Source organism: Kitasatospora sp. NPDC097691 (assembly GCF_040302665.1).
Taxonomy (GTDB): Bacteria; Actinomycetota; Actinomycetes; order Streptomycetales; family Streptomycetaceae; genus Kitasatospora.
In genome coordinates, this window is record NZ_JBEORY010000041.1 from 25,037 (window position 1) to 47,603 (window position 22,567).

The following is a 22,567-nucleotide window of genomic DNA, read 5'->3' on the forward strand; positions in this document are numbered from 1 at the left end:
GGACGGTTAGGTCATCTGACTGCTCTTTCCGGCAGTACCCCGCGGGGCCCGCCCCGGCACCGGGGAAGGCGCCGGGACGGGACCGGACGGGCGGACGTCGGCGCAGCTCAGATGCCGTCGAACGCGCCGCCGGGTGCGCTGCCGGGCGCGGTGTCGAGCGCGTGGGCGAGCGCGGCCCGCGAGGTGATCCCGAGCTTCGGGAAGATCTTGTAGAGGTGGGCCGCGACGGTACGGGGTGACAGCTGGAGCCGGCGGCCGATCTCCTTGTTGGTCAGACCGGTCGCCGCGAGCCGGGCTATCCGCAGCTCCTGGCCGGTGAGGCCGGACGGCTCCGCGGTCGACGCGCCGGGCGGCGGCGCCACCGGGTCGCCGGCGGCACGCAGCTCCTCCTCGCAGCGCTGCGCCCAGGGCCCCGCCTGGAGGCGGCGGAACACGTGGTGGGCGGCGCGCAGCGGCTCCCGGGCGCCGGGCCGGTGCCGGCGGCGCAGCCACGAGCCGTGGGCGAGCCGCAGCCGCGCGAGGTCGAACACCCACCGCTCCGCGCCGGGGACGGCGTACGCGGCGCGGTAGGCGGCGTCGGCCTCGTCGTCCTCGGCGGCCACGGCGGCGGCGGCCGAGCACAGGAAGGCGTGGCGGTCGGAGATCTCCGCGGAGCGGGCCGCCCGTCCGGCCTCCAGGTGGGCCCGGGCCTCCTCGTGCCGGCCGGTGTGCACGGCGGCGGTGACCAGGTCGAGGACCAGCGCGTGGTGCCAGGGCGGGCCGCCGGGCAGCCGCCCGGGCGGGGTGATCTCGCAGAAGTGCGCGTACGCCTCCTCGTGGCGGCCGTGGGCGAGCGCGGCCAGTCCGCGCAGGTGGGTCAGGCGGTCGAGGACGTAGCGCATCCGGGCCCGGGTGGCGGTGGGCCGGATGCTCCGTTCGACCTCCCGGAGTCCGGCCTCGTCGCCGCGGCCGGCCAGGTAGTGGGCGTAGTACTGGCGGAACATCAACGCGTTGGTGTGGTAGCCGAGTTCGTCGGCGATCTCGGCCTCGCCCAGGCAGACGGCGGCCTGGTCCCAGTGGCCGAACAGGTAGTCCTGGTGGCACTTGGCCTTGGCGATCGAGCCCTGGGTGGCGTAGCCGTGCAGCCCGGTGAAGCGCTGCCACAGGTCGGCCTCGGGGCAGTCGAGCGCCGAGGCGGTCCACAGCAGCAGCCAGGCCGCGCCGGCCTCCTGTTCCTGCGTCATCCCCTCGGCGACGGCCCGCAGGGTGGCGGTGGTGTCCGGACCCGGGTCGGTCCAGGCCCGCAGGCACAGCCGGCCCGCCTCCGAGACCTCGCCGCGGTGTCGTTCCAGGGCCCGCCAGGCCCAGGGATCGTCCGTGTAGGTGGCGGCCAGGAGCAGCTTGAAGTAGACCTGTTCGGTCAGGCCGCCGAAGGTGTCGGCGCCGGGTGCGGTGAGCGCGTCCAGGGCGGCGGGCAGCAGGGCGGCGGCGGACTCGAAGTCCACGTGGTGGCTCTGGTCGGCGTAGACCACCGCGTAGGCGAACAGCGGGGCGGCGTCCGGCGGCACGCTGCTGCTCTTCAACTCCTCGACCAGGGCGGCGGTGTGGCGCAGTTGTCCGCCGCGGGCCGACATCACCGCGGCCCAGGTGAGTCTGCGGACACGGTCGCAGGAGCTGGGGCTGAGCACGGCGGCGCGTTCGAGCAGCAGCGCGCCCTCCGCGTCGCCGCCGCGTCGGGCGAGGTCGCTGCCGGCCTCCTGCAGGCGGTGCGCGAGGCCTTCGTCGGGCAGCAGCGCGGCGGCCGCCTCGTGGACCAGCCGCCGGGGGTCGTCCGGTGCGAGGGCTTCGGACAGGGCGCGGTGGGCCTCGCGGCGCGCGGTGTCGGAGGCCGCGGCGACGACGGCGGTCCGCACCAGGGGGTGGCGGAACACCAGCTGCCCGGCCGGGTCGAGCCGGGCCAGGCCGCTCGCCTCGATCCCGTCCAGGATCTCCCCCGCGTCGCCGGCCGCGGCGGCACGCAGCCAGCCGCCGCTGCTGAAGTCCGGGCCGGTGGCGAGGGCGCCGAGCAGCAGGAAGCGACCGACCTCCGGGGTCAGTGTGCCCAGCCGGTCGGCGAAGATCCGTTCCAGCCTCCGCCCGAGCGGCAGGCGTTCGGGCAGTGGGGCGGTCCCCCGCTGCTGGGCGGCCTCCAGCTGGCGCGGCAGCTCCACCAGGGCCAGCGGGTTGCCGGCCGCCTCCGCCAGGACGCGGTCGCGGGCGGCGGCCGCGAGTTCGGGGTGGCAGGTGCCCAGCAGCAGGGCCGCGTCCGTCCGGGGCAGGGCGCGGACCTCGACGGTCTCGGCCGACCAGGTCTGGGCGGCCGGGCCGTCCGTCCGGGTGGCGCCGACGATTACGACGGGCAGGTCGGCGGAGCGCCGGTGGAGGAAGGCGAAGACGGTCGCGCTCGACGAGTCGATCCAGTGCAGGTCGTCCAGGAGCAGCAGCACGGGGGCGGTCCGGACCGCCTCCTCCAGCAGTGCCAGGGCGGCGGCGCCGACGGCGAAGCCGCTCGGGGTCCCGGAGCGGATGCCGAGCGCGCTCTCCAGGGCCTCCCGCTGGTGGGCGGAGAGCGCGCCGGAGCGCTGGAGCAGTGACCGGAAGGCCTGGTGGAGGGCGCCGAAGGCGAGGTCCGTCTCGGCTTCCGCGCCGACGGCCCGCAGGACGGTGAAGCCGCGCTCGCGCGCGGCGTGCTCCACCCAGGACAGCAGGGTGGACTTGCCGACGCCGGGGTCGCCGCGCAGCAGCACGGTGCACCCGCTGGCACCGTCCTCGGCCTGCACCAGGGCGGCGGTGAGGAGCTCCGTCTCCCGCTGCCGCCCGACCACGGTCGGTCCGCGGCTGTCGTGCACCACTCTTCTGTTCCCCTCGTGTCGGTCCCCCCGCCACCGGGAACCCAAGGTTAACGCCCGTCAGGACCAGCCTTCACCACGCTGGGTGTGGCCCCGACCACATGCGGCGACGCGCTCGCGGAGGCGGGTGGCGGCCCGGCCGGCGACCCGCTGGGTGGCAGAAGGTGTCCAGCCAACTCAAGGCGTTCGTCCGCCGTACAGCGGGCAGTCATGAGTGGTCCGCCGGGTGGTACCCCGCAGCCGCTGTCCTTGGGGTGCCGTCCTCCGCCCCCGTCCTACGAGGTCTCCCACCCATGGCAGAGCTGAACCGCCGTCGCTTCCTTCAACTCGCGGGCGCCACCGCCGCGTTCTCCACGCTGTCGCAGAGCATCGCGCGCGCTGCGGCGATCGCCCCGCAGGGCGCCACCGGCACCCTCCAGGACGTCGAGCACATCGTCGTCCTGATGCAGGAGAATCGTTCCTTCGACCACTACTTCGGCGCGATGAAGGGGGTCCGCGGCTTCGGCGACCCCCGCCCGGTGACCCTCCCGAGCGGCAAGTCGGTGTGGCACCAGACGGACAGCGGCAAGAAGGAGATCCTGCCGTTCCGCCCCCAGGTGAACGACCTGGGCATGCAGTTCGTCCAGGACCTCAACCACGACTGGGCCGGCGGCCACAAGGCCTTCAACAACGGCAGGTACGACCAGTGGGTCCCCGCCAAGACGGCCACCACCATGGCCTACCTGACCCGCCAGGACATCCCGTTCCACTACGCCCTCGCCGACTCCTTCACCCTGTGTGACGCCTACCACTGCTCGTTCATCGGCTCCACCGACCCGAACCGCTACTACATGTGGACCGGCTACACCGGGAACGACGGCACCGGCGGCGGCCCGGTCCTCGGCAACCAGGAGGCGGGGTACGGCTGGACGACCTACCCCGAGCGGCTGGAGAAGGCCGGGGTCTCCTGGAAGGTCTACCAGGACGTCGGCGACGGCCTCGACGCGGCCGGCTCCTGGGGCTGGATCGGCGACGCCTACCGCGGCAACTACGGCGACAACTCGCTGCTCTACTTCAACACCTACCGCAACGCCAAGCCCGGCGACCCGCTGTACGACAAGGCCCGCACCGGTACGAACGCCAAGGCCGGCGACGGCCTCTTCGACCACCTGCGCCGAGACGTCCAGGCCGGCACGCTCCCGCAGATCTCCTGGATCGCCGCCCCCGAGGCGTTCACCGAGCACCCCAACTGGCCCGCGAACTACGGCGCCTGGTACGTCTCCCAGGTGCTGGACGCGCTCACCTCCGACCCCGACGTGTGGGCCCGCACCGCGCTGTTCATCACCTACGACGAGAACGACGGCTTCTTCGACCACGTGGTGCCGCCGTTCCCGCCCTCCTCCGCCTCCCAGGGCCTGTCCACGGTGTCGACGACGGCGGACTACTTCGGCGGGAACATCGGCAACGCGGCCGGCCCGTACGGCCTCGGCCAGCGGGTGCCGATGCTGGTGGTCTCGCCCTGGAGCACCGGCGGCTTCACCTGCTCGGAGACCTTCGACCACACCTCGATCATCCGCTTCATGGAGCGCCGCTTCGGCGTGCTGGAGCCCAACATCTCGCCCTGGCGGCGCGCCATCTGCGGCGACCTCACCTCCGCCTTCGACTTCACCGCCTCGAACACCGCCCCGGCCGCACTTCCCTCCACCGCCGGCTACCTCCCGCCGGACCGCAACCGGCACCCCGACTACGTGCCCACCCCGCCCGCCACCGGCACCATGCCGAAGCAGGAGGCGGGCACCAAGCCGACCCGCCCGCTGAAGTACGCCCCGTACGTGGACGGCGCGGCCGACACCGGCACCGGCAAGTACCGCCTGACCTTCAGCGGCGGCGCGGCGGCCGGCGCCCAGTTCCTGGTGACCTCGGCCAACCGCACCGACGGCCCGTGGACGTACACCGCCGAGGCCGGCAAGTCGATCGCGGACGCCTGGAACACCACCTACTCCAAGGGCGTCACCGACCTGACCGTGCACGGCCCCAACGGCTTCCTGCGCCGCTTCCGCAACCCCGGCAAGACCGCCGGGCCCGAGGTCACCGCGCGCCACAACCCGACCACCGGCAGCCTCGACCTCACCCTCACCAACGCGGGCACCGCCGACGCCGTGCTCACCGTCGCCAACGCCTACGGCGGCCTCCCGCAGACCGTCACGGTCCGCCGGGGCGCCACGGTCTCGTACACCGTCGACCTGCGCACCTGCCGCAACTGGTACGACGTGACGGTCACCTCCGCCGCGACCACCGACTTCGTCCGCCGCCTGGCCGGCCACGTCGAGACCGGCGCGCCGGGCCTGTCGGACCCGGGCCTGCTCACCTACTGACCCGGCCGCCCCCGCACCGGCCCGACCCCGCCGCCACCGACGCCGGCGGCCCGCCCCGGGCACCTCACCCGCCCGGGGCGGGCCGCCCGGCCCGGTGGCGGCGGCCATTCGGCGCAGCGCGCCCCCGCGCGGCGCGGGCCCGGCCCGGCGGCGTGCCTATCGTGGGCGGATGACCGACCGTCGGACCGCCCGGCCGGCCCCCAGCCGCTTCGGCTACCTCATGGCCGCCGCCGCCTTCGCCGTCTGCATGACCGGCACCACCCTGCCCACCCCGCTCTACGGGCTCTACCAGGAGGAGATCGGCTTCTCCGAGCTGACGGTGACGGTCGTGTTCGCCGTCTACGCCTTCGGCGTCATCGGCGTCCTGCTGCTCATCGGCAACGTCTCCGACACCGTCGGGCGCCGCCCCGTCCTGCTCTGCGGGCTGGGGTTCGCCGCCGGCAGCGCCGTCGTCTTCCTGGGCGCGGACAGCGTGCCGCTGCTGCTCCTGGGCCGACTGCTGTCCGGCTTCTCGGCGGGCCTGTTCACCGGCACCGGCACCGCGTACGTGCTGGAGCTCGCCCCGCCCGGGCGGCAGGCCCGCGCGGGCTTCGTCGCGACCGCCGCCAACATGGGCGGCCTGGGCTTCGGGCCGCTGCTGTCCGGCTTCCTCGCCGAGTACGCGCCGCGGCCGCTGATCCTGCCGTTCGTCGTACACCTGGTGCTGCTCGCGGTGTCCTTCGCGCTGACCCTGCGCCTGCCGGAGACCGTCGCCGGGGCCCGCCCGCTGCGCACCGCGCGGCCCGACCGGCCGTCGCTGCCGCCGGAGGTCCGCCGGGTGTTCGTCCCGGCCGGGGTCGCCGCGTTCGCGGGCTTCTCCCTGCTGGGCGTCTTCACCTCGGTCAGCCCCGCGTTCCTCACCACCGACCTGGGCGTCGACAACCACGCGGTCGTCGGCCTGATCGTCTCCACCGCCTTCTTCGCCTCCACCCTGGGCCAGCTCCTGGTGCCCCGCCTGGGCACCGCCCGGGCGATCCCGCTGGGCTGCCTGGTGCTCATCGCCGGGCTGGCCCTGCTGGCCGCCTCGCTCGCCTGGACCACTCTCGCGCCGCTGGTGCTCAGCGCCCTGGTCGGCGGCGCGGGGCAGGGCATGGGCCTGCGCGGCGCCGTGGGCGAGATCGCCGCGGCGAGCCCGGCCGAGCACCGCGGCGGCGCCCTGTCGGCGCTCTTCGTGGTCGCCTACTTCGGCATCTCGATCCCGGTCATCGGGGTGGGCCTGCTCAGCGAGCCGGTCGGCCTGGCCGACGCCGGCCTGGTCTTCGCCGCCTGCATGGCCGTCCTGGCCGCCGCGTCCGGCGCCTACCTGCTGCGCCAGGCGAGTGCCGGGACCTGACCCCGTGTCCGGCCGACCGGTGCTTGCCGCCCGGAACCGGGACCGATAGACACGGTTCCGACACTGTGCGTGACACCCGGAGGTCTCCGCCATGAGCGTGACGAGTCGGTACAGGGACGCCTGGGAGGGCTTCTGGCGCGACGCGCCCGAGGAGCCGGGCGCGGTGATCTGGGACGCCGAACCGGCCGTCACCGCGGAACGCCACCTCGCGCTGTTCGGCCCCCGGCTCGCCGACCCCGAGCTGCCCGTCGTCGACCTGGGCTGCGGCAACGGCACCCAGACGCGCTTCCTCGCCGACCGCTTCGAGCGCGTCCTCGGGGTCGACCTGTCCGTCGCCGCCCTCGACCACGCCCGGCGCCGGGACCCGGACCGGCGAGCCGAGTTCGCCCAGCTGGACGCCACCGACGCCGACGCCGTCCGGGCGCTCCACGACCGCCTCGGCGACGCCAACGTCTATCTGCGCGGCGTGATCCACCAGAGCGAGCCGGCCGACCGCCGACCGGTCGCCGAGGCCGTCGCCACGCTGGTCGGTGAGCGCGGCCGGGCCTTCCTGGTGGAGCTCTCCGAGTCCGCCAAACAGGTCCTGGCCGCGCTCGCCCACGACCCCGCCGGGCCGCCGCCGAAGCTGCGCCCGGTCTTCGCGCACGGCCTCGCCCCCGCCGAGGTCGCCGACGCGGCCCTCACCGAGCTGCTGCACGCGGCCGGCCTCACCGTCCTCGCCTCCGGCGACCTGCCGCTGACCACCACGGAGTCCGCCCCCGACGGCCGACGGATCGAACTCCCGGCCCGGTGGCTCGTCGTGGGTGCCCGGCCGGCCCGCCCCTGATCGACGGGCGGACCGGCCGTCACACCGGGCGCGCGGCCGCCAGTTCCTCCTCCCGGCGCGGGGCGCCACCACAGGACGACGGAAGACCCTTTCTCATCGCGGTAGTTGACTATCAGTCAAACAGTTCGAGTAGTGTCGAAGCCGGCGTTGCCCGTGCGACCCGGGAGACCACCATGGGAGCTTCCACGGACTCGGATTCGTCCGTGCCCCCGGTCCGGGCCGAGGCCCAGGCCCCGGTCCCGTCCGGGAGGGGCGGGCCGCTGCGTCGGAACCGTCCGCTGCTGCTCCTGGTCCTGGAGCAGCTGACGAGCTCGGTGGGGCGCCAGGTCACCGCCCTGGCGCTCCCGTTGCTGGCCATCGTCCACCTGGGCGCCGGTCCGCTGGGCGCCTCCGCGCTGCTCGCGATGGCCTACCTGCCCGGTGTGCTGCTGAGTCCGCTGATCGGCGTCGCCGTCGACCGGGCCCGGTTGCGGCGCCTGCTGGTGGCGGTGGCCTGGCTGCAGGTCCCCGCCGTCGGCAGCGTCCCGCTCGCGGCCGCGCTGGACGGGCTGACCTGGCCGCACCTCTTCGCCGCGGCGGCCGTCTCCGGCGCCCTGGGCTCCACCCAGGGCGTCGCCGCGCAGTCCGGTCTGCCCCGCGTGGTGCCCGCGGACGACCTGCTGCCGGCCAACTCCTGGCTCACCGGGGCCCGCACCGTCGGCCTCGTCGGTGGACCGGCGCTGGGCGGCATCCTGATCGGCCTCGTCGACCCGGCCCCGGCGCTGCTGGTGGAGTGCGCCACCTACGCCGTCGGCGGCGCGCTGTTCCTCGCGCTGCCCGCCTCGCTGAACCGGCCGCCGCAGGACGCGGGCCGGGGCGCGCGCTCCCGGATCGCCGCCCTGCGGGAGGGCCTGGCGGTGATCCGGCGGGAGATCCTGCTGCGCCGGCAGGCCCTGGCCGCGGCCGGGCTCAACCTGGGCGGCGGCGCCGGGAGCGGCCTGTTCGTCCTGTACGTCGACCGGGAGTTGGGGCTGCCCCCGTGGCAGCTCGGCACGGTCTACGCCGCGTACGCCGTCGGCATGGGCACCGGTGTGCTCGTCGCGACCGCCGTCACCCGGGCGCTGGGCATGGACCGGGCCGTCCGGGTGTGCGCCCTGGGTGCGGGGGCGGCCCTCTTCCTCATCCCGGCGGCCTCCCTCGGGCCGGCGTTCCCGGTGCTGGTCCTGTACCAGCTGCTGTTCGGCCTGCTGGCCACCGTCTGGTCGATCGCCATGACCACCAGCCGCCAACTCCTCACCCCCGCGCACCTGCTGGGCCGCGTCAACGCCTTCCTCCAGGCGGTGCTGACCGCCACCCTGCCGCTGGGCGCCGTCGCCGGGGGCTGGCTCGCCGCCCGGGTCGGCATCGTCCCGGTGCTGACCGGCGCGGCGACGGTCGCCCTCGCGGGCTCCGGCAGCCTGTGGCTCCCGCGCGGTCCGGCGGTGCGGTCGCCGTAGCGGGCGGTGCGTACCTCCCGCCGCGTCGACCCGGCGGCCGCCCGTCGGCTCCGGTGCGTCACGGGTTGCCGAGGGCGGCCTCCTCGCGGTCGAGGTCGTGCTGGAGACGGCGGCGGGTGGTGTCGCTGATGCGGTGCTCGTCGTAGAGGCGGTGCAGTTCGGTGCTCTGGACCGCGATGACCTCGTGGCGCAGCCGGCGGTAGGCGGCGTCGGCGGTGGTGCCGTCGGGGGTCTCGGCGCTGCGGTCGAGGCGGGCGGCGAGGCCGCGGCGCACCCGGTCGAGCGCGGTGTCGGGCACGGCTTCCAGTTCGGTGAGGTTCTCGACGTGGTCGAGGGCGGCGCGGTTGAGGGCGTCGCGGGCGTCGTCCTCCTCGCGGGCGGTGTGCTCGGGTTCGAGGGCGAGGCCGGAGCGGTTGACGACGGCGGCGAGGGTCAGGCCCTGGACGACGAGGGTGAACACGACGACGGCGGTGGTGAGCACCAGGACCAGGGGGCGTCCGGCGAGCTTGGTGGCGTCGTCGGTGACCAGGGGGATGGACAGGGCGGCGGCCAGGGGCATGACGCCGCGGGTGCCGGCCCAGGTGACCACCCCGGCGACCCGCCAGGAGAGCCGGCCGCCTCCGTGGCCGGGCTTGACGGCGCGGGTCAGTGGCAGGGTGGAGAGGACCCGCACCGCGATCAGTACGGCGGCCAGCGCGAGTGCCTGCAGTGGCCACCAGCCGGTGCCCGGCGGGAGGTCCCGCACCAGGGTGGGCAGTTCCAGGCCGACGATCGAGAAGACGACGCTCTCCAGCAGGAACACCACGACCGCGTACACGGCGGTCAGCTGGAGGCGGCTGTGGGCGTCGGTGAGCCGGTGGCCGGACCGCCCCAGCAGCACGCCGGCCACCACGACCGAGGTGACGCCGGAGGTGTGCGCGGACTCCGCGAGCACGTACGCGGCGTACGGGGTGACCAGGGCGATGACCGTCTCCAGCACCGGGTCGGTGGTGCGGCGGCGCACCAGCCACACCAGGCCCGCGGCGGCGGCGCCGACCACGCTGCCGCCCCCGGCGAGCAGCAGGAACTCCCCGCCCGCGGCGGGCAGGCTCACCGCAGCGCCGACGGCCACCGCGATGCCCACGGCCACCTTGAACAGCACCAGCGAGGTGGCGTCGTTGAACAGGCTCTCGGCCTGCACCAGCACCTGGAGGCGCCCCGGGAGCGCGAGGCGTCGGCCGAGGGCGGTGACGGCCACCGGGTCGGTGCTGGAGAGGACGGCGCCGAGGACGAAGGCCATCGCGGGCGGCAGTCCGGCGACGGCGACGGCGGTGAAGCCGACGGCGGCGGCGGAGGCGAAGACGAGCCCGAAGGAGAGGATCGTCACCGGCCGCCAGACCGTGCGCAGGTCGCGCAGCGACAGCTCCTCGGCGGAGGCGTACAGCAGCGGGGGCAGGACCACCGTGCCGATCACCTGGGGCGGGACGTGCAGGGCGGGGATGCCGGGTATCAGCGCCACCGCGATGCCCGCCAGGACCAGCAGCGAGGGCGCGGGAACGCGCAGCCGCCGGGCGAAGGTGGCCACGGCCGTGGCCAGGACCACCAGGACGAGAACGATCGCCACACTGTGCATCGGTGGAAAGGACCCCATCGCAAGAACCGGGGTCGCCGCCGCCGATCGCCGCAGTCATCCCCCGCGCCGACCAGGCTTCCCGGCACACCTGTGGCCATCTTATCGGAGCATTAGCGGGACACGGCAGGGCGGAATCCCCGGACACTTCCCCGGTTCCGAACGGACGGCAACCCGTCAAGGAACCGGGAAGGACGTGTCAAGGTCGCCGCCGGAAAACCTCCGCCCCGGCGCGTCGTCGGGCCCGACCGGCTAGCCTGGACCGCTTCCGAGCCCGACACCCGTCCGAGGAGCACAGCGCCGTGTCCGACAGCTTCGCGCACCTGCACGTCCACACCGAGTACTCGATGCTGGACGGTGCGGCGAAGAACGGGAAGCTGTTCGCCGAAGCGCAGAGACAGGGCATGCCCGCCATCGCGATGAGCGACCACGGCAACATGTTCGGGGCGTACGAGTTCTTCCACGCGGCCGCCAAGACCGACGTGAAACCGATCATCGGCATCGAGGCGTACGTCGCACCGGCCTCCCGCTTCCTGAAGAAGCAGGTGTTCTGGTCGCCCGGCGGCCAGCGCCCGACCGGCGCCGACGGCGAGGGCGGCAAGGACGTCTCCGGCGGCGGCCGCTACACCCACATGACCATGTGGGCACAGAACGCCACCGGTCTGCGGAACCTCTTCAAGCTCTCCTCGCTCGCGTCGATGGAGGGCTACTACATGAAGCCCCGGATGGACCGCGAGCTGATCGCCGCCAACGCCACCGGCATCATCGCCACCACCGGCTGCCCCTCCGGCGAGGTCCAGACCCGGCTGCGGCTCGGCCAGTACGACGAGGCCGTCAAGGCGGCCGGCGCCTACCAGGACATCTTCGGCAAGGAGAACTACTTCCTGGAGCTGATGGACCACGGCCTCGACATCGAGCTCCAGGTCCGCGAGGACCTGCTGCGGCTGGCGAAGCAGCTGAACATCCCGCTGCTGGCCACCAACGACTCGCACTACGTGACCGCCGACCAGGCCGACGCCCACGACAGCCTGCTCTGCGTCGGCGTGGGCAAGAACAAGGACGACCCGAACCGCTTCAAGTTCCAGGGCACCGGCTACTACGTCAAGACCGCCGAGGAGATGCGCGAGCTCTTCCGCGAGCTGCCGGAGGCCTGCGACAACACCCTCGCCATCGCCGAGCGGATCGAGTCGTACGAGGAGGTCTTCACCTACGTCGACCGGATGCCCCAGTTCGACGTGCCCGAGGGCGAAACCCAGGCCTCCTACCTGCGCAAGAAGATCGAGGTCGGGCTGCAGCACCGCTACGGCGACAGCCCCAGCCAGGAGGTGCTGGACCGGATCGAGCTGGAGATGGGCGTGATCACCCCGATGGGGTTCGACGCCTACTTCCTCGTGGTCGCCGACATCTGCCAGTACGCCCGGGACAACGGCATCCCGGTCGGCCCGGGCCGTGGTTCGGCGGCCGGCTCGATGGTCTCCTACCTGACCCGGATCACCGAGTTGGACCCGCTGGAGCACGACCTGCTCTTCGAGCGCTTCCTCAACCCCGAGCGCATCAACCCCCCGGACGTCGACATCGACTTCGACGACCGCCAGCGCGACCAGATGGTCCGCTACGTCACCGAGAAGTACGGCTCCGCGTACACCGCCCAGGTGAACACCTTCGGCACCATCAAGGCCAAGGCGGCCGTGAAGGACGCCAACCGCATCCTCGGCTACCCGTTCGCGATGGGCGACCGGATCACCAAGGCGATGCCGCCGGACGTCATGGGCAAGGGCGTGCCGCTGGCCGACCTCTTCAACGAGAAGCACGCCCGGTACAACGAGGGCACCGAGATCCGGGCGCTGTACCAGAACGAGTCCGACGTCAAGAAGATCATCGACACCGGCCTCGGTATCGAGGGCCTGATCCGCGGCACCGGCGTGCACGCCGCGGCCGTCATCCTCTCCTCCACCCCGCTGCTCGACCTGATCCCGCTGCACAAGCGGGACAAGGACGGCGTGATCATCACCGGCTTCGACTACCCGTCGTGCGAAGCCATGGGCCTGATCAAGATGGACTTCCTGGGTCTGCGCAACCTGGGCATCATCGACCACTGCATCAAGATCGTGAAGGCCAACCGGGGCGTCGACGTCGACATCGAGAAGATCCCGATCGACGACCCCACCACCTACCAACTGCTCGCCCGCGGCGACACCCTGGGCGTGTTCCAGCTCGACGGCGGCCCCATGCGCGCCCTGCTCAAGCTGATGAAGCCCACCGAGTTCGCCGACATCTCCGCCGTCTCCGCGCTGTACCGCCCCGGCCCGATGGGCATGAACTCGCACACCAACTACGCGCTGCGCAAGAACGCCCAGCAGGAGATCATCCCGATCCACCCCGAGCTGGAGGAACCGCTCAAGGACGTCCTCGGCCCCACCTACGGCCTGATCGTCTACCAGGAGCAGGTGCAGCGAGCCGCCCAGGTGCTGGCCGGCTACTCGCTCGGACAGGCAGACCTGCTGCGCCGCGCGATGGGCAAGAAGAAGAAGGAGGTGCTGGAGAAGGAGTTCGTGCCCTTCCACGCGGGCTGCAAGGAGCGCGGCTACTCCGACGAGGCGATCCAGGCGGTGTGGGACGTCCTGGTCCCGTTCGCCGGCTACGCGTTCAACAAGTCGCACTCCGCCGCGTACGGCCTGGTCTCGTACCAGACCGCCTACCTCAAGGCCAACTACCCGGCCGAGTACATGGCGGCGCTGCTCACCTCGGTCGCCGACGACAAGGACAAGATGGCCGTCTACCTGGCCGAGTGCCGGCAGATGGGCATCAAGATCCTCTCCCCCGACGTCAACGAGTCGGTGGTCGACTTCACCGCCGTCGGCAGCGACGTCCGCTTCGGCCTGAAGGCGGTGCGCAACGTCGGCGTGCCGGTGATCGAGTCCCTGGTCGGCACCCGGGACGAGGAGGGCAAGTACACCTCCTTCGCCGACTTCCTGGACAAGGTCGAGCTGGTGGTCTGCAACAAGCGCACCATCGACTCGCTGGTCAAGGCCGGCGCCTTCGACTCGCTCGGCCACACCCGGCTCTCGCTCAGCAGCGTGCACGAAAGCGCCATCGACGCCGTCACCGGGGTGAAGAAGCAGCAGGCCATCGGACAGGACGACCTGTTCGGCGCCCTGGACACCGGGGACGGCGCGCCCACCATCGGACTGGACTTCCAGCTCACCGACAACGAGTGGCCCCGCCGCCAACTCCTCGCCCTGGAACGCGAGATGCTCGGCCTGTACGTCTCCAGCCATCCGCTGGACGGCGCCGAGCACATCCTCTCCCAGAACCGCGACACCTCGATCGCCGAACTCCTCGGCTCCGGCCGCTCCGAGGGCGAGGTCCGGCTCTCCGGGCTGATCACCGGCGTCGACCGGCGGATCAACAAGGCGGGCAACGCCTGGGCGATCATCACCCTGTCCGACCGCGACGGCTCGGTCGAGGTGCTGTTCTTCCCCGCGACGTACAACCTGATGGCCGAGCAGATGATCGAGGACAACGTCATCTCGGTCCGCGGGCGGCTCAACGAGCGCGACGGCTCGCTGAGCATCTTCGGCCAGGAGATCACCACCCTGGACGTCTCCTCCGCCGAACTCGGCACCAAGCCGCCGGTGCAGATCACCGTCCCGGCCTCCCGGATCACCCCCGAGGTGGTCGCCGAGCTCAAGCTCGCCCTCCAGGCCCACCCCGGCGACGTGCCGATCCGGCTGCTCACCACCAACTGGGACAAGAACACCCTGTACGAGCTGGGCTTCCGGGTGAACCCCGACAACGGGCTCGCCTCGGACGTCAAGACCCTGCTCGGCAACCGCGCCTGGGCCGGCGCGGCCGTCCGGGCCTGAGCCGCGAACGGCCGTTCCCGGCAAGGGGAACGGCCGTTCGGGAGAAGCGGGGACGCGGCGCCGGCGTCAGCCGCGGCCGAGGACCCGGTCCACGGTGATCTCGATGACCACCCGGTCCGGGTTCACCCGCGGCTGGCGGTAGCGCTCGGCGTAGCGCCGCTCCGCGTCCGCGACCTGCTCGGGCTCGTCGCGGACGACGGCGACGCCCTCCAGGGTCGCCCAGCGCGCCCGGTCCACCTGGCAGACCGCGACCCGCAGACCCTGCGGCCCGGCCGCCGCGACGTTCAGCGCCTTGCGGCTGGTGCGGCTGGTGATCACCCGGGCGGTCGCCGTCCCCGGCTCGAACGTGACGCCGACCGGCACCACGTGCGGCGTGCCGTCCGGGCGGGTGGTGGTCAGGGTGGAGATGTGCCGCTCGCGCCAGAAGGCGAGCATGGCGTCGTCGAGGTCGCGCGGGTCATGGGCCATGATCGCGATCGTACGGCCCCCGGGGAACGACCAAGCCCCCGGGGGCCGTTCGGGCAGTGCCTCAGTGCCCCGGGGGCCGTACGGGCAACGCCTCAGCCGTACGGGCAGTGCCTCAGTGCCCGCGCGCGATCCACTCCGGCAGGGCCGGGGCCTCGGCACCGATGGTGGTCGGGTCGCCGTGGCCGGTACGCACCACCGTGTCGGCCGGGAGCGTCAGCAGGCGCTCGCGGATCGAGTCGATGATGGTCGGGAAGTGCGAGAACGACCGGCCGGTCGCACCCGGGCCGCCCTGGAAGAGGGTGTCACCGGTGAAGACGGTGCCCAGGTCGGGTGCGTACAGGCAGACCGAGCCGGGGGCGTGGCCCGGGGTGTGCAGGACGGTCAGCTCGGTGCCGGCCACCTCGATCCGCTGCCCGTCGGCCAGCTCGCCGTCCGGGAGGCGGTCGGGGTGGGTGAGCTTCCACAGCGGCAGGTCGTCCGGGTGCAGCAGGATCGGCGCGCCGGTCCGGGCCGCGAGGGCCGGGGCCGCGTCGATGTGGTCGTTGTGCGCGTGCGTGCAGACGATCGCCCGCAGCCGGCGCCCGCCGAGCGCCGCCTCGATGGCCCCGGCGTCGTGCGCGGCGTCGATCACCACCGCCTCCTCGTCGTCGCCGACGATCCAGACGTTGTTCTCCACCTCCCAGCTGCCGCCGTCCAGCTCGAAGGTCCCGGCGGTCACCAGCCGGTCGACACGGGCGGCGGAGGTCACAGGATCACCACCGAGCGGAGCACGTCGCCCTGGTGCATGCGCTCGAACGCCTGCTCCACCGCGTCGAGTTCGATCGTCTCGGTGACGAAGGCGCGCAGGTCCAGGCGGCCCTGGAGGTAGAGGTCGATGAGCATCGGGAAGTCCCGCGAGGGCAGGCAGTCCCCGTACCAGGAGGACTTCAGGGCGCCGCCGCGGCCGAAGACGTCGAGCAGCGGGAGCTCCAGCCGCATCTCCGGGGTCGGCACGCCGACCAGGACGACGGTGCCGGCCAGGTCGCGGGCGTAGAAGGCCTGCCGGTAGGTCTCGGGCCGGCCGACCGCCTCGACGACCACGTCCGCGCCGTTGCCGCCGGTCAGCTCGCGGATCGCCTCGACCGGGTCGGTGGTGGTGGAGTTGATGGTGTGGGTGGCGCCGAGCGTACGGGCGGTCGCCAGCTTGCGGTCGTCGATGTCGACCGCGATGATCTTCGACGCCCCCGCCAGCCGGGAGCCCATCACGGCGGCCCCGCCGACACCGCCGCAGCCGATGACGGCGACGGAGTCACCGCGCCCGACGTTGCCGGTGTTGATCGCGGCGCCGATGCCCGCCATCACGCCGCAGCCCAGCAGGCCGGCGACGGCCGGCTCGGCCGCCGCGTCGACCTTGGTGCACTGGCCGGCCGCGACCAGGGTCTTCTCGGCGAACGCGCCGATGCCCAGCGCCGGGGACAGCTCGGTGCCGTCCAGCAGCGTCATCTTCTGCTTGGCGTTGTGGGTGTCGAAGCAGTACTGCGGGCGTCCGCGCCGACAGGCACGGCACTGGCCGCACACCGCACGCCAGTTGAGGACCACGAAGTCGCCGGGCGCGACCTCGGTGACGCCCTCGCCGACCGACTCCACGATGCCCGCGGCCTCGTGGCCCAGCAGGAACGGGAACTCGTCGTTGATGCCGCCCTCCCGGTAGTGGAGGTCGGTGTGGCAGACACCGCAAGCCTGGATCCGGACCACCGCCTCGCCCGGACCGGGGTCCGGGACCACGATCGTGGTCACCTCCACGGGCGCGCCCTTGGCGCGCGCGATCACTGCCTTGACCTGCTGGGCCATCCGATCTCCACCTCCGACGGCCGGTGCGGCTCTGCACCGGTGCGACCTGCGACGACACGACTGCAGTAGGACTGCAGAAGCACTGCCCACGAAGCGTAGCGCCCACTCCGCCGGCCACCGCGGGAGCGGGTCGGCGATCCGGAGTGATCCGGCTCACCGCACACGCCGACGGCATGTCCCTGACGTTCCGGCAGCTCACGGCGGCTCACCCGGCACATGCCGCGGGACTACCCACGGACGGCCCGGCGCGGCCCCGGGACGGGGGCGCACGGACGGCGCTGAGCGCTCGTCAGCGCGCCTCGAACTGCCCGGAAAGCACCGGTGTTGGCTGGAACTGCCGCAGACGGGCGCCCCGCGGCCCACGTACGGTCGTAGCTGAGACGGTCCACGCGACCACGCTCAGCACATCCGCCCCACCTGACGGTGAGCCACCGCGCACCGTCCGTGCGCGGCGCGTACCGACCGTACGCCCCCGCACATTTCGCGCCACCCCGCAGCAGATGCCCGACCCAGCCCCGGCACGTGTCGAGCCGCCCGCCGGCCGCACCACCCGTCCCCGCACCATCCTCCGATCCACCCCCCGCCGGGCCGCGCCGAGCGGCCCACCGCCCTGGAGTCTGGAGTACGGATGTCCACCGAGAACAGTGCGACCGGTGCCGGGCCCGGCACCGCCCCGCTCCCGCCGCTGCACTGCCTGCGCCACCTGGAGCCCGGCCCGCCGCGGCTCGCCGCACTGCCCACCGGCACGCCGGTCTGGCTGGTCAGCCGGCACGCCGACGTGCGGCAGGTGCTGACGGACCCGCGCCTGGGCCGCGCCCCGCTCTACGCGCCGGACGCGCCGCCGGTCACGGTCACGCCCAACATCCTGGACGACCCGCAGAGCATGCTCAACATCGACGGCAATGAGCACCAGCGGCTGCGCCGCACCGTGCAGCGGGCCTTCACCCCGCGCGCGATAGCCCGCTGGAAGCCGTGGGTGGCCTCGGTCGTGGAGTCGCTCATCGACGAGCTGATCGACCAGGGCTCCCCCACCGACATCGTCGCCGCCTACACCCGGCCGCTGCCGGTCGCGGTGATCAGCCGGCTGATGGGCCTGGACAACCTGGACAGCAAGCGGCTCGCCCACTGGAGCGACCACGCGCTCTCCACCACCGCCTACCCGGCCGAGGCGATCGTCACCGCGATGAACGAGTTCGCCGCCTTCGGCGCGGGGGTCATCGCCGAACGCCGTGCCGAACCCGGCGACGACCTGGTCAGCAGCCTGCTGGCGGCCGCCGCCGAGGACGGCTCGATCACCGAGGGTCAGCTGGTCGCGCTGGTCATCGGCCTGGTCGTGGCCGGCCACGAGACCACCATGACCAGCCTCGGCAACGCCCTGGTCTACCTGCTCCACGACGGCCGCGAGGCCTGGCAGCAGCTCGCCTCCGACGAGGCCAGCGCCGCCGCCGCGACCGAGCAGCTGCTGCGCGCCGTCCCGCTCGGTGACGCCCACGAGCACATGCCCGGACTGATGCGCCGCACCGTCGAGGACGTGGAGATCGGCGGGGTGACCATCCCGGCCGGCAGCGTGGTCGCCGCCGACACCGCCGCCGCCAACCAGGACCCGGAGGTCTTCACCGGGGACCTGCGCACCGAGCTGTTCTCCCCACTGGCCGCACCCATGCTCACCTTCGGGGCCGGGCCGCACCACTGCCTGGGCGCCTGGCTGGCCCGGATGGAGCTGGAACTCGCCCTGCACCGGCTCGCCCGCCGACTGCCCGCCCTGCGGATGGCCGACGCGGTCGAGCGGATCGACTGGCGGCGCGGCCTGCTCACCCGCAGCCCGAACTCCCTGCAGGTGACCTGGTGACGCGCGGGGCGGACACCGAGCCGGTGGTCGTCCGGGTCGACCGGGACCGCTGTATCGGCTCCGGGATGTGCGCCCTCAGCGCACCCGAATCGCTGGCCCTCGGCGCGGACGGCTTGGCCGCGCCGCTGGCCGAATACGCCGACGGTGGAGCAGAGTTGACGGACGAGCTGACCGAGGCGGTGGACCTCTGCCCGGTCGAGGCGCTCACCCTCCACTCGGCCCGCGGCGGCTACCGGATCGACCCGGCGGACTGACACCCCCTCCCCGGTGGTGCCCGCTGCCGCGCCCGCCCGGGCGCGTGCGCGGCGGGCACCACCGGGAGCCGAGCCGCGAGGTGCCCGGATCGATGAGCCGGGCTCATCGATCGATGAGATCATCGATCTTGTTCGGCCCTTCCGCGGACTGGTGAGCTGGCTCCATGACAGACGCGGAAACCGTTGCCACCGCCGAGACCCCTACCACCCCCGACACCCCGGACTCCCCCGACACCCCCGCGCCACCGGCCGGTCCCGGCCCGGCCCACCGCTGGTCCCCGGTCGTCGCCGTGGCCCTCGCCACCTTCACCGTGGTCGCCTCGGAGATGATGCCGGTCGGCCTGCTGACCCCCATGTCCCACAGCCTCGGCGTCTCCGACGGGGTCACCGGCCTCTCCCTCACCATCACCGGCCTCATCGCGGCCGTCCTCGCCCCCTTCGCCCCGGCGCTGATCGGGCTGCGGGACCGCCGGACCGTCCTGGTCGTCTTCATGCTGCTGCTCGGCGTCGCCGACGCGCTGACCGCCCTCGCGCCGAACTTCGCCGTCCTGGCCGTCGGCCGTGTCCTGCTCGGCACGGCGATGGGCATCGTGTGGGGCCTTGCCGCGAGCATCGGCCCGCGCCTGGCGGACGGCCCGCGGATCGCCCTCGCCATGACGCTGATCTTCTCCGGCGTCTCGATCGCCTCCGTCCTCGGTGTCCCGCTGGGCACCTACCTCGCCGCACTGCTCGACTGGCGCGCCGCGTTCTGGGCGCTCGCCCTGCTCGGCGCCGCCTCCGCCGCCGTCCTCGCCGCCACCCTGCCCGCGCTGCCGGGCCACGAGCGCGGACGGCCGGGGGGACCGGCCGGCGCCCTGCGCAACCGGGGCGTCGCCGCCGGGATCGCGATCACCGCCCTCGTCGTGCTCGGCCACTTCACCGGCTACACCTACGTCCGTCCGGTCCTCGAAGCCGACGCGGGCCTGAGCAGCGGCGCCATCGCCGCGTGCCTGCTGGTGTACGGACTGGCCGGCGTCGCCGGGAACTTCACCCTCGGCCCGCTGTCCGGGCGCCGCCCGAGGACCGCCGTCGCGCTCGCGCTCTCCGGTGTCGCCCTGGCCGCCGTCCTGCTGCCGTACGCCACCGGCGGCGTCGGCCCGGTGCTGCCGGCCCTGGTCGTCTGGGGCGCCGCGTACGGCGGGGTGTCGGTCTCCACCCAGACCTGGGTGCGCACCGCCGACCCGGCCGCCGTCGAGGCCTCGGCCGCCGTCTGGGCGGGCGTGTTCAACGCGAGCATCGCGCTCGGCTCGTTCGCCGGCGGGCTGGTCGTCGACCGGGCCGGGAACCACGCCGTCCTGTTCACCGCCGGAGCCCTGGCGGCCGCCGGTCTGCTCCTCACCGCCGTCTCCCGATCGGGCGCCCGCCGACCGGGATGAGCCCGGCGCCCGCGGCTCCCGGGTGGCCTCGGCCGCCACCGCTTCGGTCCCCGCCGCCGTCAGTCGACGTGTGCGGCCAGCAGCTCGACGAAACCGGCCGCCAGCGGGTGCGCCCGCCGCTCGTGCTGCACCACCTCCAGGGTGGTCGGCACCAGCTCGGGCACCGGCAGGAAGCGGATGTCCGGCCGCTGCACGTACGCGGTGCTGCGCTCGCACAACAGCAGCCCCCGCTGGGTGCCGGCCACCATCGACAGGCCCTCCTGGATGGTGGCCGCGCCCGCCGCGTAGGCCAGCTCCCGACCGCCGGGCGTCCGCCGGGGTGCGTTCGCCTCGCGCCAGTACGCGGGAGCCGGACCGCGCGGCTCGATCAGCGGCAGCGCGGCCAACTCGTCGACGGTCAGCCCGGCTTGCCCGGACTGCCCGGACTGCCCGACCGGGCGCTGCGCGGCGGAGACGGCCAGGCACACCGGCTGCCGGGAGAACTCCAGCAGCACCTCCAGCCCGGGCTCCCGGCAGGGGGCGAGCACGATGGCCAGGTCGATCTCACCCCGGGCGAGGTGCGAGAACGGGTCCGCCCAGGGCAGTTCGACCAGCCGGGCCGTGCCTTCCGGCAGGGTCGCGATCGCCCGGGTGACCGGCTCGTACACGGCGCACTGGAAGCCCAGGCGCAGCGGCCGAGCCGTCGCCGCCGCGGCCCGGGCGGCGGCGTAGCCGTCCCGGAGCCGGTCGAAGGCGGGCACCACCTGCTCGGCCAGGGCCCGTCCCAGCTCGGTGGACTCGACGCGGCGGCTGGTCCGTCGGAACAGCGGGGCGCCGACCCGGCTCTCCAGACGCTTGATCAGCTGGGAGACCCGGCCCTGGGAGACTCCCAGGCGCTCCGCCGTTCGGCCGAAGTGCAACTGGTGGACGAGGACGGAGAAGCACTCCAGCTCCTGCAGCGGCAGCTCGGGGAGCACGGGGGCCCCGGAGGACCCGGGGCTTCCCGGGCCGGGCGTCGGTCGTTCCACCCCGGCAGTCTACGTGCGCCCGCCCGCCCCGCCGCAGGCCGCGGCGGCGCGCAGCTCGGCCGGCCTCGCCCATCGGGGCGGGCGGATGCGAACGGTTTTCCGGCCGCCCCGGCCGGAGCGCCGCAGCCTGGGCCCGGTCGCGTTCCGCCTCCGCCCGGGCCTGCGCGCGGTCACTCGCGAAGACGAGCCGCTCGGCCGCATCGTCCAGGGCGTCCGCGATCGCCTCCCACCAGTCGGCGAAGCGGCCCGGCGGCGCCGGCGGGCCTGCGGGACCGGACCGAGCGGTGGTTCCTGAGTGCCTGTGTGAGCGCGGGGTCGAGCGCCGGGGGCTTCTCGCACGGGGTGTCGCCGTCACTGGAGGCTATCGCCGCCGGGCAGTCGTGGCACAGCGGGAATCGCCGCGACCGCCGCCGGGGGCGAGGGCGAGCAGGTCCTGCTGCAGCCCTCGCGCTGACGGCGCCGCGTCAGTCGATCACCACGCCCGTACCCGAGACCCGCACCCGTGCGTCCTCCGCCCGCAGTTCGACCCGCAGCACACCGGGGCGGCCCAGGTCCTCGCCCTGGTGCAGCGTCAGCACCGTCGGTGCCGCGACCGCGCCCAGCTCCCGCAGGTACGCGCCGAAGGCGGCTGCGGCGGCACCGGTGGCCGGGTCCTCGACCACGCCGCCGACGGGGAAGGGGTCGCGGACGTGGAAGACCTCGGGGGCCTCCCGCCAGACCAGCTGGAGGGTGGTCAGGTCACGGGCCCGCATGTAGGCCGCCAGGCCGTCGAAGTCGTAGTCGAGGCGGGCCAGCCGGTCGCGGGTGCCGGCGGCGAGCACAAGGTGCCGGGCGCCGGCGTAGGCGATCCGCGGCGGCAGGGCCGGGTCGAGGTCGGTGGCGGACCAGCCGAGCAGGGCGAGCGCCTCCTCGACGTCGGCCGCGGCGACCTCCTCGACCTTCGGCTCGACGCTGGTGAGCGTGGCCCGCAGCAGCCCGTCGGCGCCGCGCTCGACCGCCACCGGGACGTCGCCGGCCGCCGTCGCGAAGACGTACCGCCCGGGGCCGGTGCGCTCGGCGAGCGCGACGGCGGAGGCGACCGTCGCGTGCCCGCAGAACGGGACCTCGGCCAGCGGGCTGAAGTACCGTACGCGGTACGACCCTTCGTCCGGTCCGGCGGTCAGGAAGGCGGTCTCGGAGTACCCGACCTCGGCGGCGATGGCGAGCATCCGCCGGTCGGTCAGCCCGGTGGCGTCGAGCACCACGCCCGCCGGGTTGCCGCCCTCGGGGCGGGTGGCGAAGGCGGCGTAGCGGAGGATCTCGGGCGAGGGGACGGCGGAGGCGGCAGCGTCATCGGTCATGCCCGGACGAACGAGTTCCGCCCGGCCGCTGTTCC

The 22,567-nt window shown here is 73.8% G+C and carries 15 protein-coding genes; 8 read left to right on the plus strand and 7 right to left on the minus strand.

Features of this window, described 5'->3' with window-relative positions:
* Window positions 1-107: 107 nt before the first annotated feature.
* Window positions 108-2,870 (minus strand): BREX system ATP-binding domain-containing protein, encoded by a 2,763-nt coding sequence (locus ABTY56_RS25465; protein ID WP_350631486.1) that lies wholly within the window; start codon window positions 2,868-2,870, stop codon window positions 108-110.
* A 290-nt stretch (window positions 2,871-3,160) separates the two neighbouring features.
* Between ABTY56_RS25465 and ABTY56_RS25470 the strand changes: the two genes are divergently transcribed.
* From ABTY56_RS25470 to ABTY56_RS25485, 4 genes are all read left to right on the plus strand, one after another.
* Window positions 3,161-5,221 (plus strand): phosphocholine-specific phospholipase C, encoded by a 2,061-nt coding sequence (locus tag ABTY56_RS25470; RefSeq protein WP_350631487.1) that lies wholly within the window; start codon window positions 3,161-3,163, stop codon window positions 5,219-5,221.
* 169 nt (window positions 5,222-5,390) lie between these two features.
* Window positions 5,391-6,593, plus strand: coding sequence for an MFS transporter (locus ABTY56_RS25475; protein WP_350631488.1), 1,203 nt, complete (start codon window positions 5,391-5,393; stop codon window positions 6,591-6,593).
* Between the two features lie 91 nt (window positions 6,594-6,684).
* Window positions 6,685-7,419, plus strand: coding sequence for a class I SAM-dependent methyltransferase (locus ABTY56_RS25480; RefSeq protein WP_350631489.1), 735 nt, complete (start codon window positions 6,685-6,687; stop codon window positions 7,417-7,419).
* A gap of 173 nt (window positions 7,420-7,592) precedes the next feature.
* Window positions 7,593-8,894 carry an MFS transporter gene (locus ABTY56_RS25485; RefSeq protein WP_350631490.1) on the plus strand — a complete coding sequence of 434 codons (1,302 nt, stop codon included), beginning with the start codon at window positions 7,593-7,595 and terminating at the stop codon, window positions 8,892-8,894.
* Between the two features lie 58 nt (window positions 8,895-8,952).
* On the opposite strand, the gene ABTY56_RS25490 is transcribed toward ABTY56_RS25485, so the two are convergent.
* Window positions 8,953-10,506: a Na+/H+ antiporter gene (locus tag ABTY56_RS25490; protein WP_350631491.1), complete on the minus strand. Its 1,554-nt coding sequence runs from the start codon at window positions 10,504-10,506 to the stop codon at window positions 8,953-8,955.
* A 299-nt stretch (window positions 10,507-10,805) separates the two neighbouring features.
* Between ABTY56_RS25490 and dnaE the strand changes: the two genes are divergently transcribed.
* Window positions 10,806-14,369: a DNA polymerase III subunit alpha gene (dnaE, locus tag ABTY56_RS25495; RefSeq protein ID WP_350631492.1), complete on the plus strand. Its 3,564-nt coding sequence runs from the start codon at window positions 10,806-10,808 to the stop codon at window positions 14,367-14,369.
* 66 nt (window positions 14,370-14,435) lie between these two features.
* Here the strand turns inward: dnaE and ABTY56_RS25500 are convergent, their stop codons facing one another.
* The 3 genes from ABTY56_RS25500 to ABTY56_RS25510 all read right to left on the minus strand — a co-directional run bounded on the left by ABTY56_RS25500 (window position 14,436) and on the right by ABTY56_RS25510 (window position 16,667).
* Window positions 14,436-14,837, minus strand: coding sequence for a pyridoxamine 5'-phosphate oxidase family protein (locus ABTY56_RS25500; protein ID WP_350631493.1), 402 nt, complete (start codon window positions 14,835-14,837; stop codon window positions 14,436-14,438).
* Window positions 14,838-14,949: 112 nt separating this feature from the next.
* Window positions 14,950-15,585 (minus strand): MBL fold metallo-hydrolase, encoded by a 636-nt coding sequence (locus ABTY56_RS25505; protein WP_350631494.1) that lies wholly within the window; start codon window positions 15,583-15,585, stop codon window positions 14,950-14,952.
* Window positions 15,582-16,667 (minus strand): S-(hydroxymethyl)mycothiol dehydrogenase, encoded by a 1,086-nt coding sequence (locus ABTY56_RS25510; protein ID WP_350631495.1) that lies wholly within the window; start codon window positions 16,665-16,667, stop codon window positions 15,582-15,584. Before ABTY56_RS25510 ends, ABTY56_RS25505 begins: the two co-directional genes overlap by 4 nt.
* A 628-nt stretch (window positions 16,668-17,295) precedes the next feature.
* Here ABTY56_RS25510 and ABTY56_RS25515 point away from each other — a divergent pair.
* The 3 genes from ABTY56_RS25515 (at window position 17,296) to ABTY56_RS25525 (ending at window position 20,185) form a co-directional block, all read left to right on the plus strand.
* Window positions 17,296-18,516, plus strand: a complete 1,221-nt coding sequence (locus tag ABTY56_RS25515; RefSeq protein WP_350631496.1) for a cytochrome P450 — start codon at window positions 17,296-17,298, stop codon at window positions 18,514-18,516.
* Window positions 18,513-18,770 (plus strand): ferredoxin, encoded by a 258-nt coding sequence (locus ABTY56_RS25520; RefSeq protein WP_350631497.1) that lies wholly within the window; start codon window positions 18,513-18,515, stop codon window positions 18,768-18,770. The genes ABTY56_RS25515 and ABTY56_RS25520 overlap by 4 nt, the downstream gene beginning before the upstream one ends.
* Before the next feature lie 164 nt (window positions 18,771-18,934).
* A complete protein-coding gene (locus ABTY56_RS25525) occupies window positions 18,935-20,185 on the plus strand; it encodes an MFS transporter (protein WP_350631498.1) in 1,251 nt (416 codons plus the stop codon).
* 59 nt (window positions 20,186-20,244) lie between these two features.
* Here the strand turns inward: ABTY56_RS25525 and ABTY56_RS25530 are convergent, their stop codons facing one another.
* Window positions 20,245-21,192, minus strand: coding sequence for a LysR family transcriptional regulator (locus ABTY56_RS25530; RefSeq protein WP_350631499.1), 948 nt, complete (start codon window positions 21,190-21,192; stop codon window positions 20,245-20,247).
* Between the two features lie 464 nt (window positions 21,193-21,656).
* Complete coding sequence (locus ABTY56_RS25535; protein WP_350631500.1) at window positions 21,657-22,532, minus strand: PhzF family phenazine biosynthesis protein; 876 nt, start codon at window positions 22,530-22,532, stop codon at window positions 21,657-21,659.
* Between the last annotated feature and the right edge of the window lie 35 nt (window positions 22,533-22,567).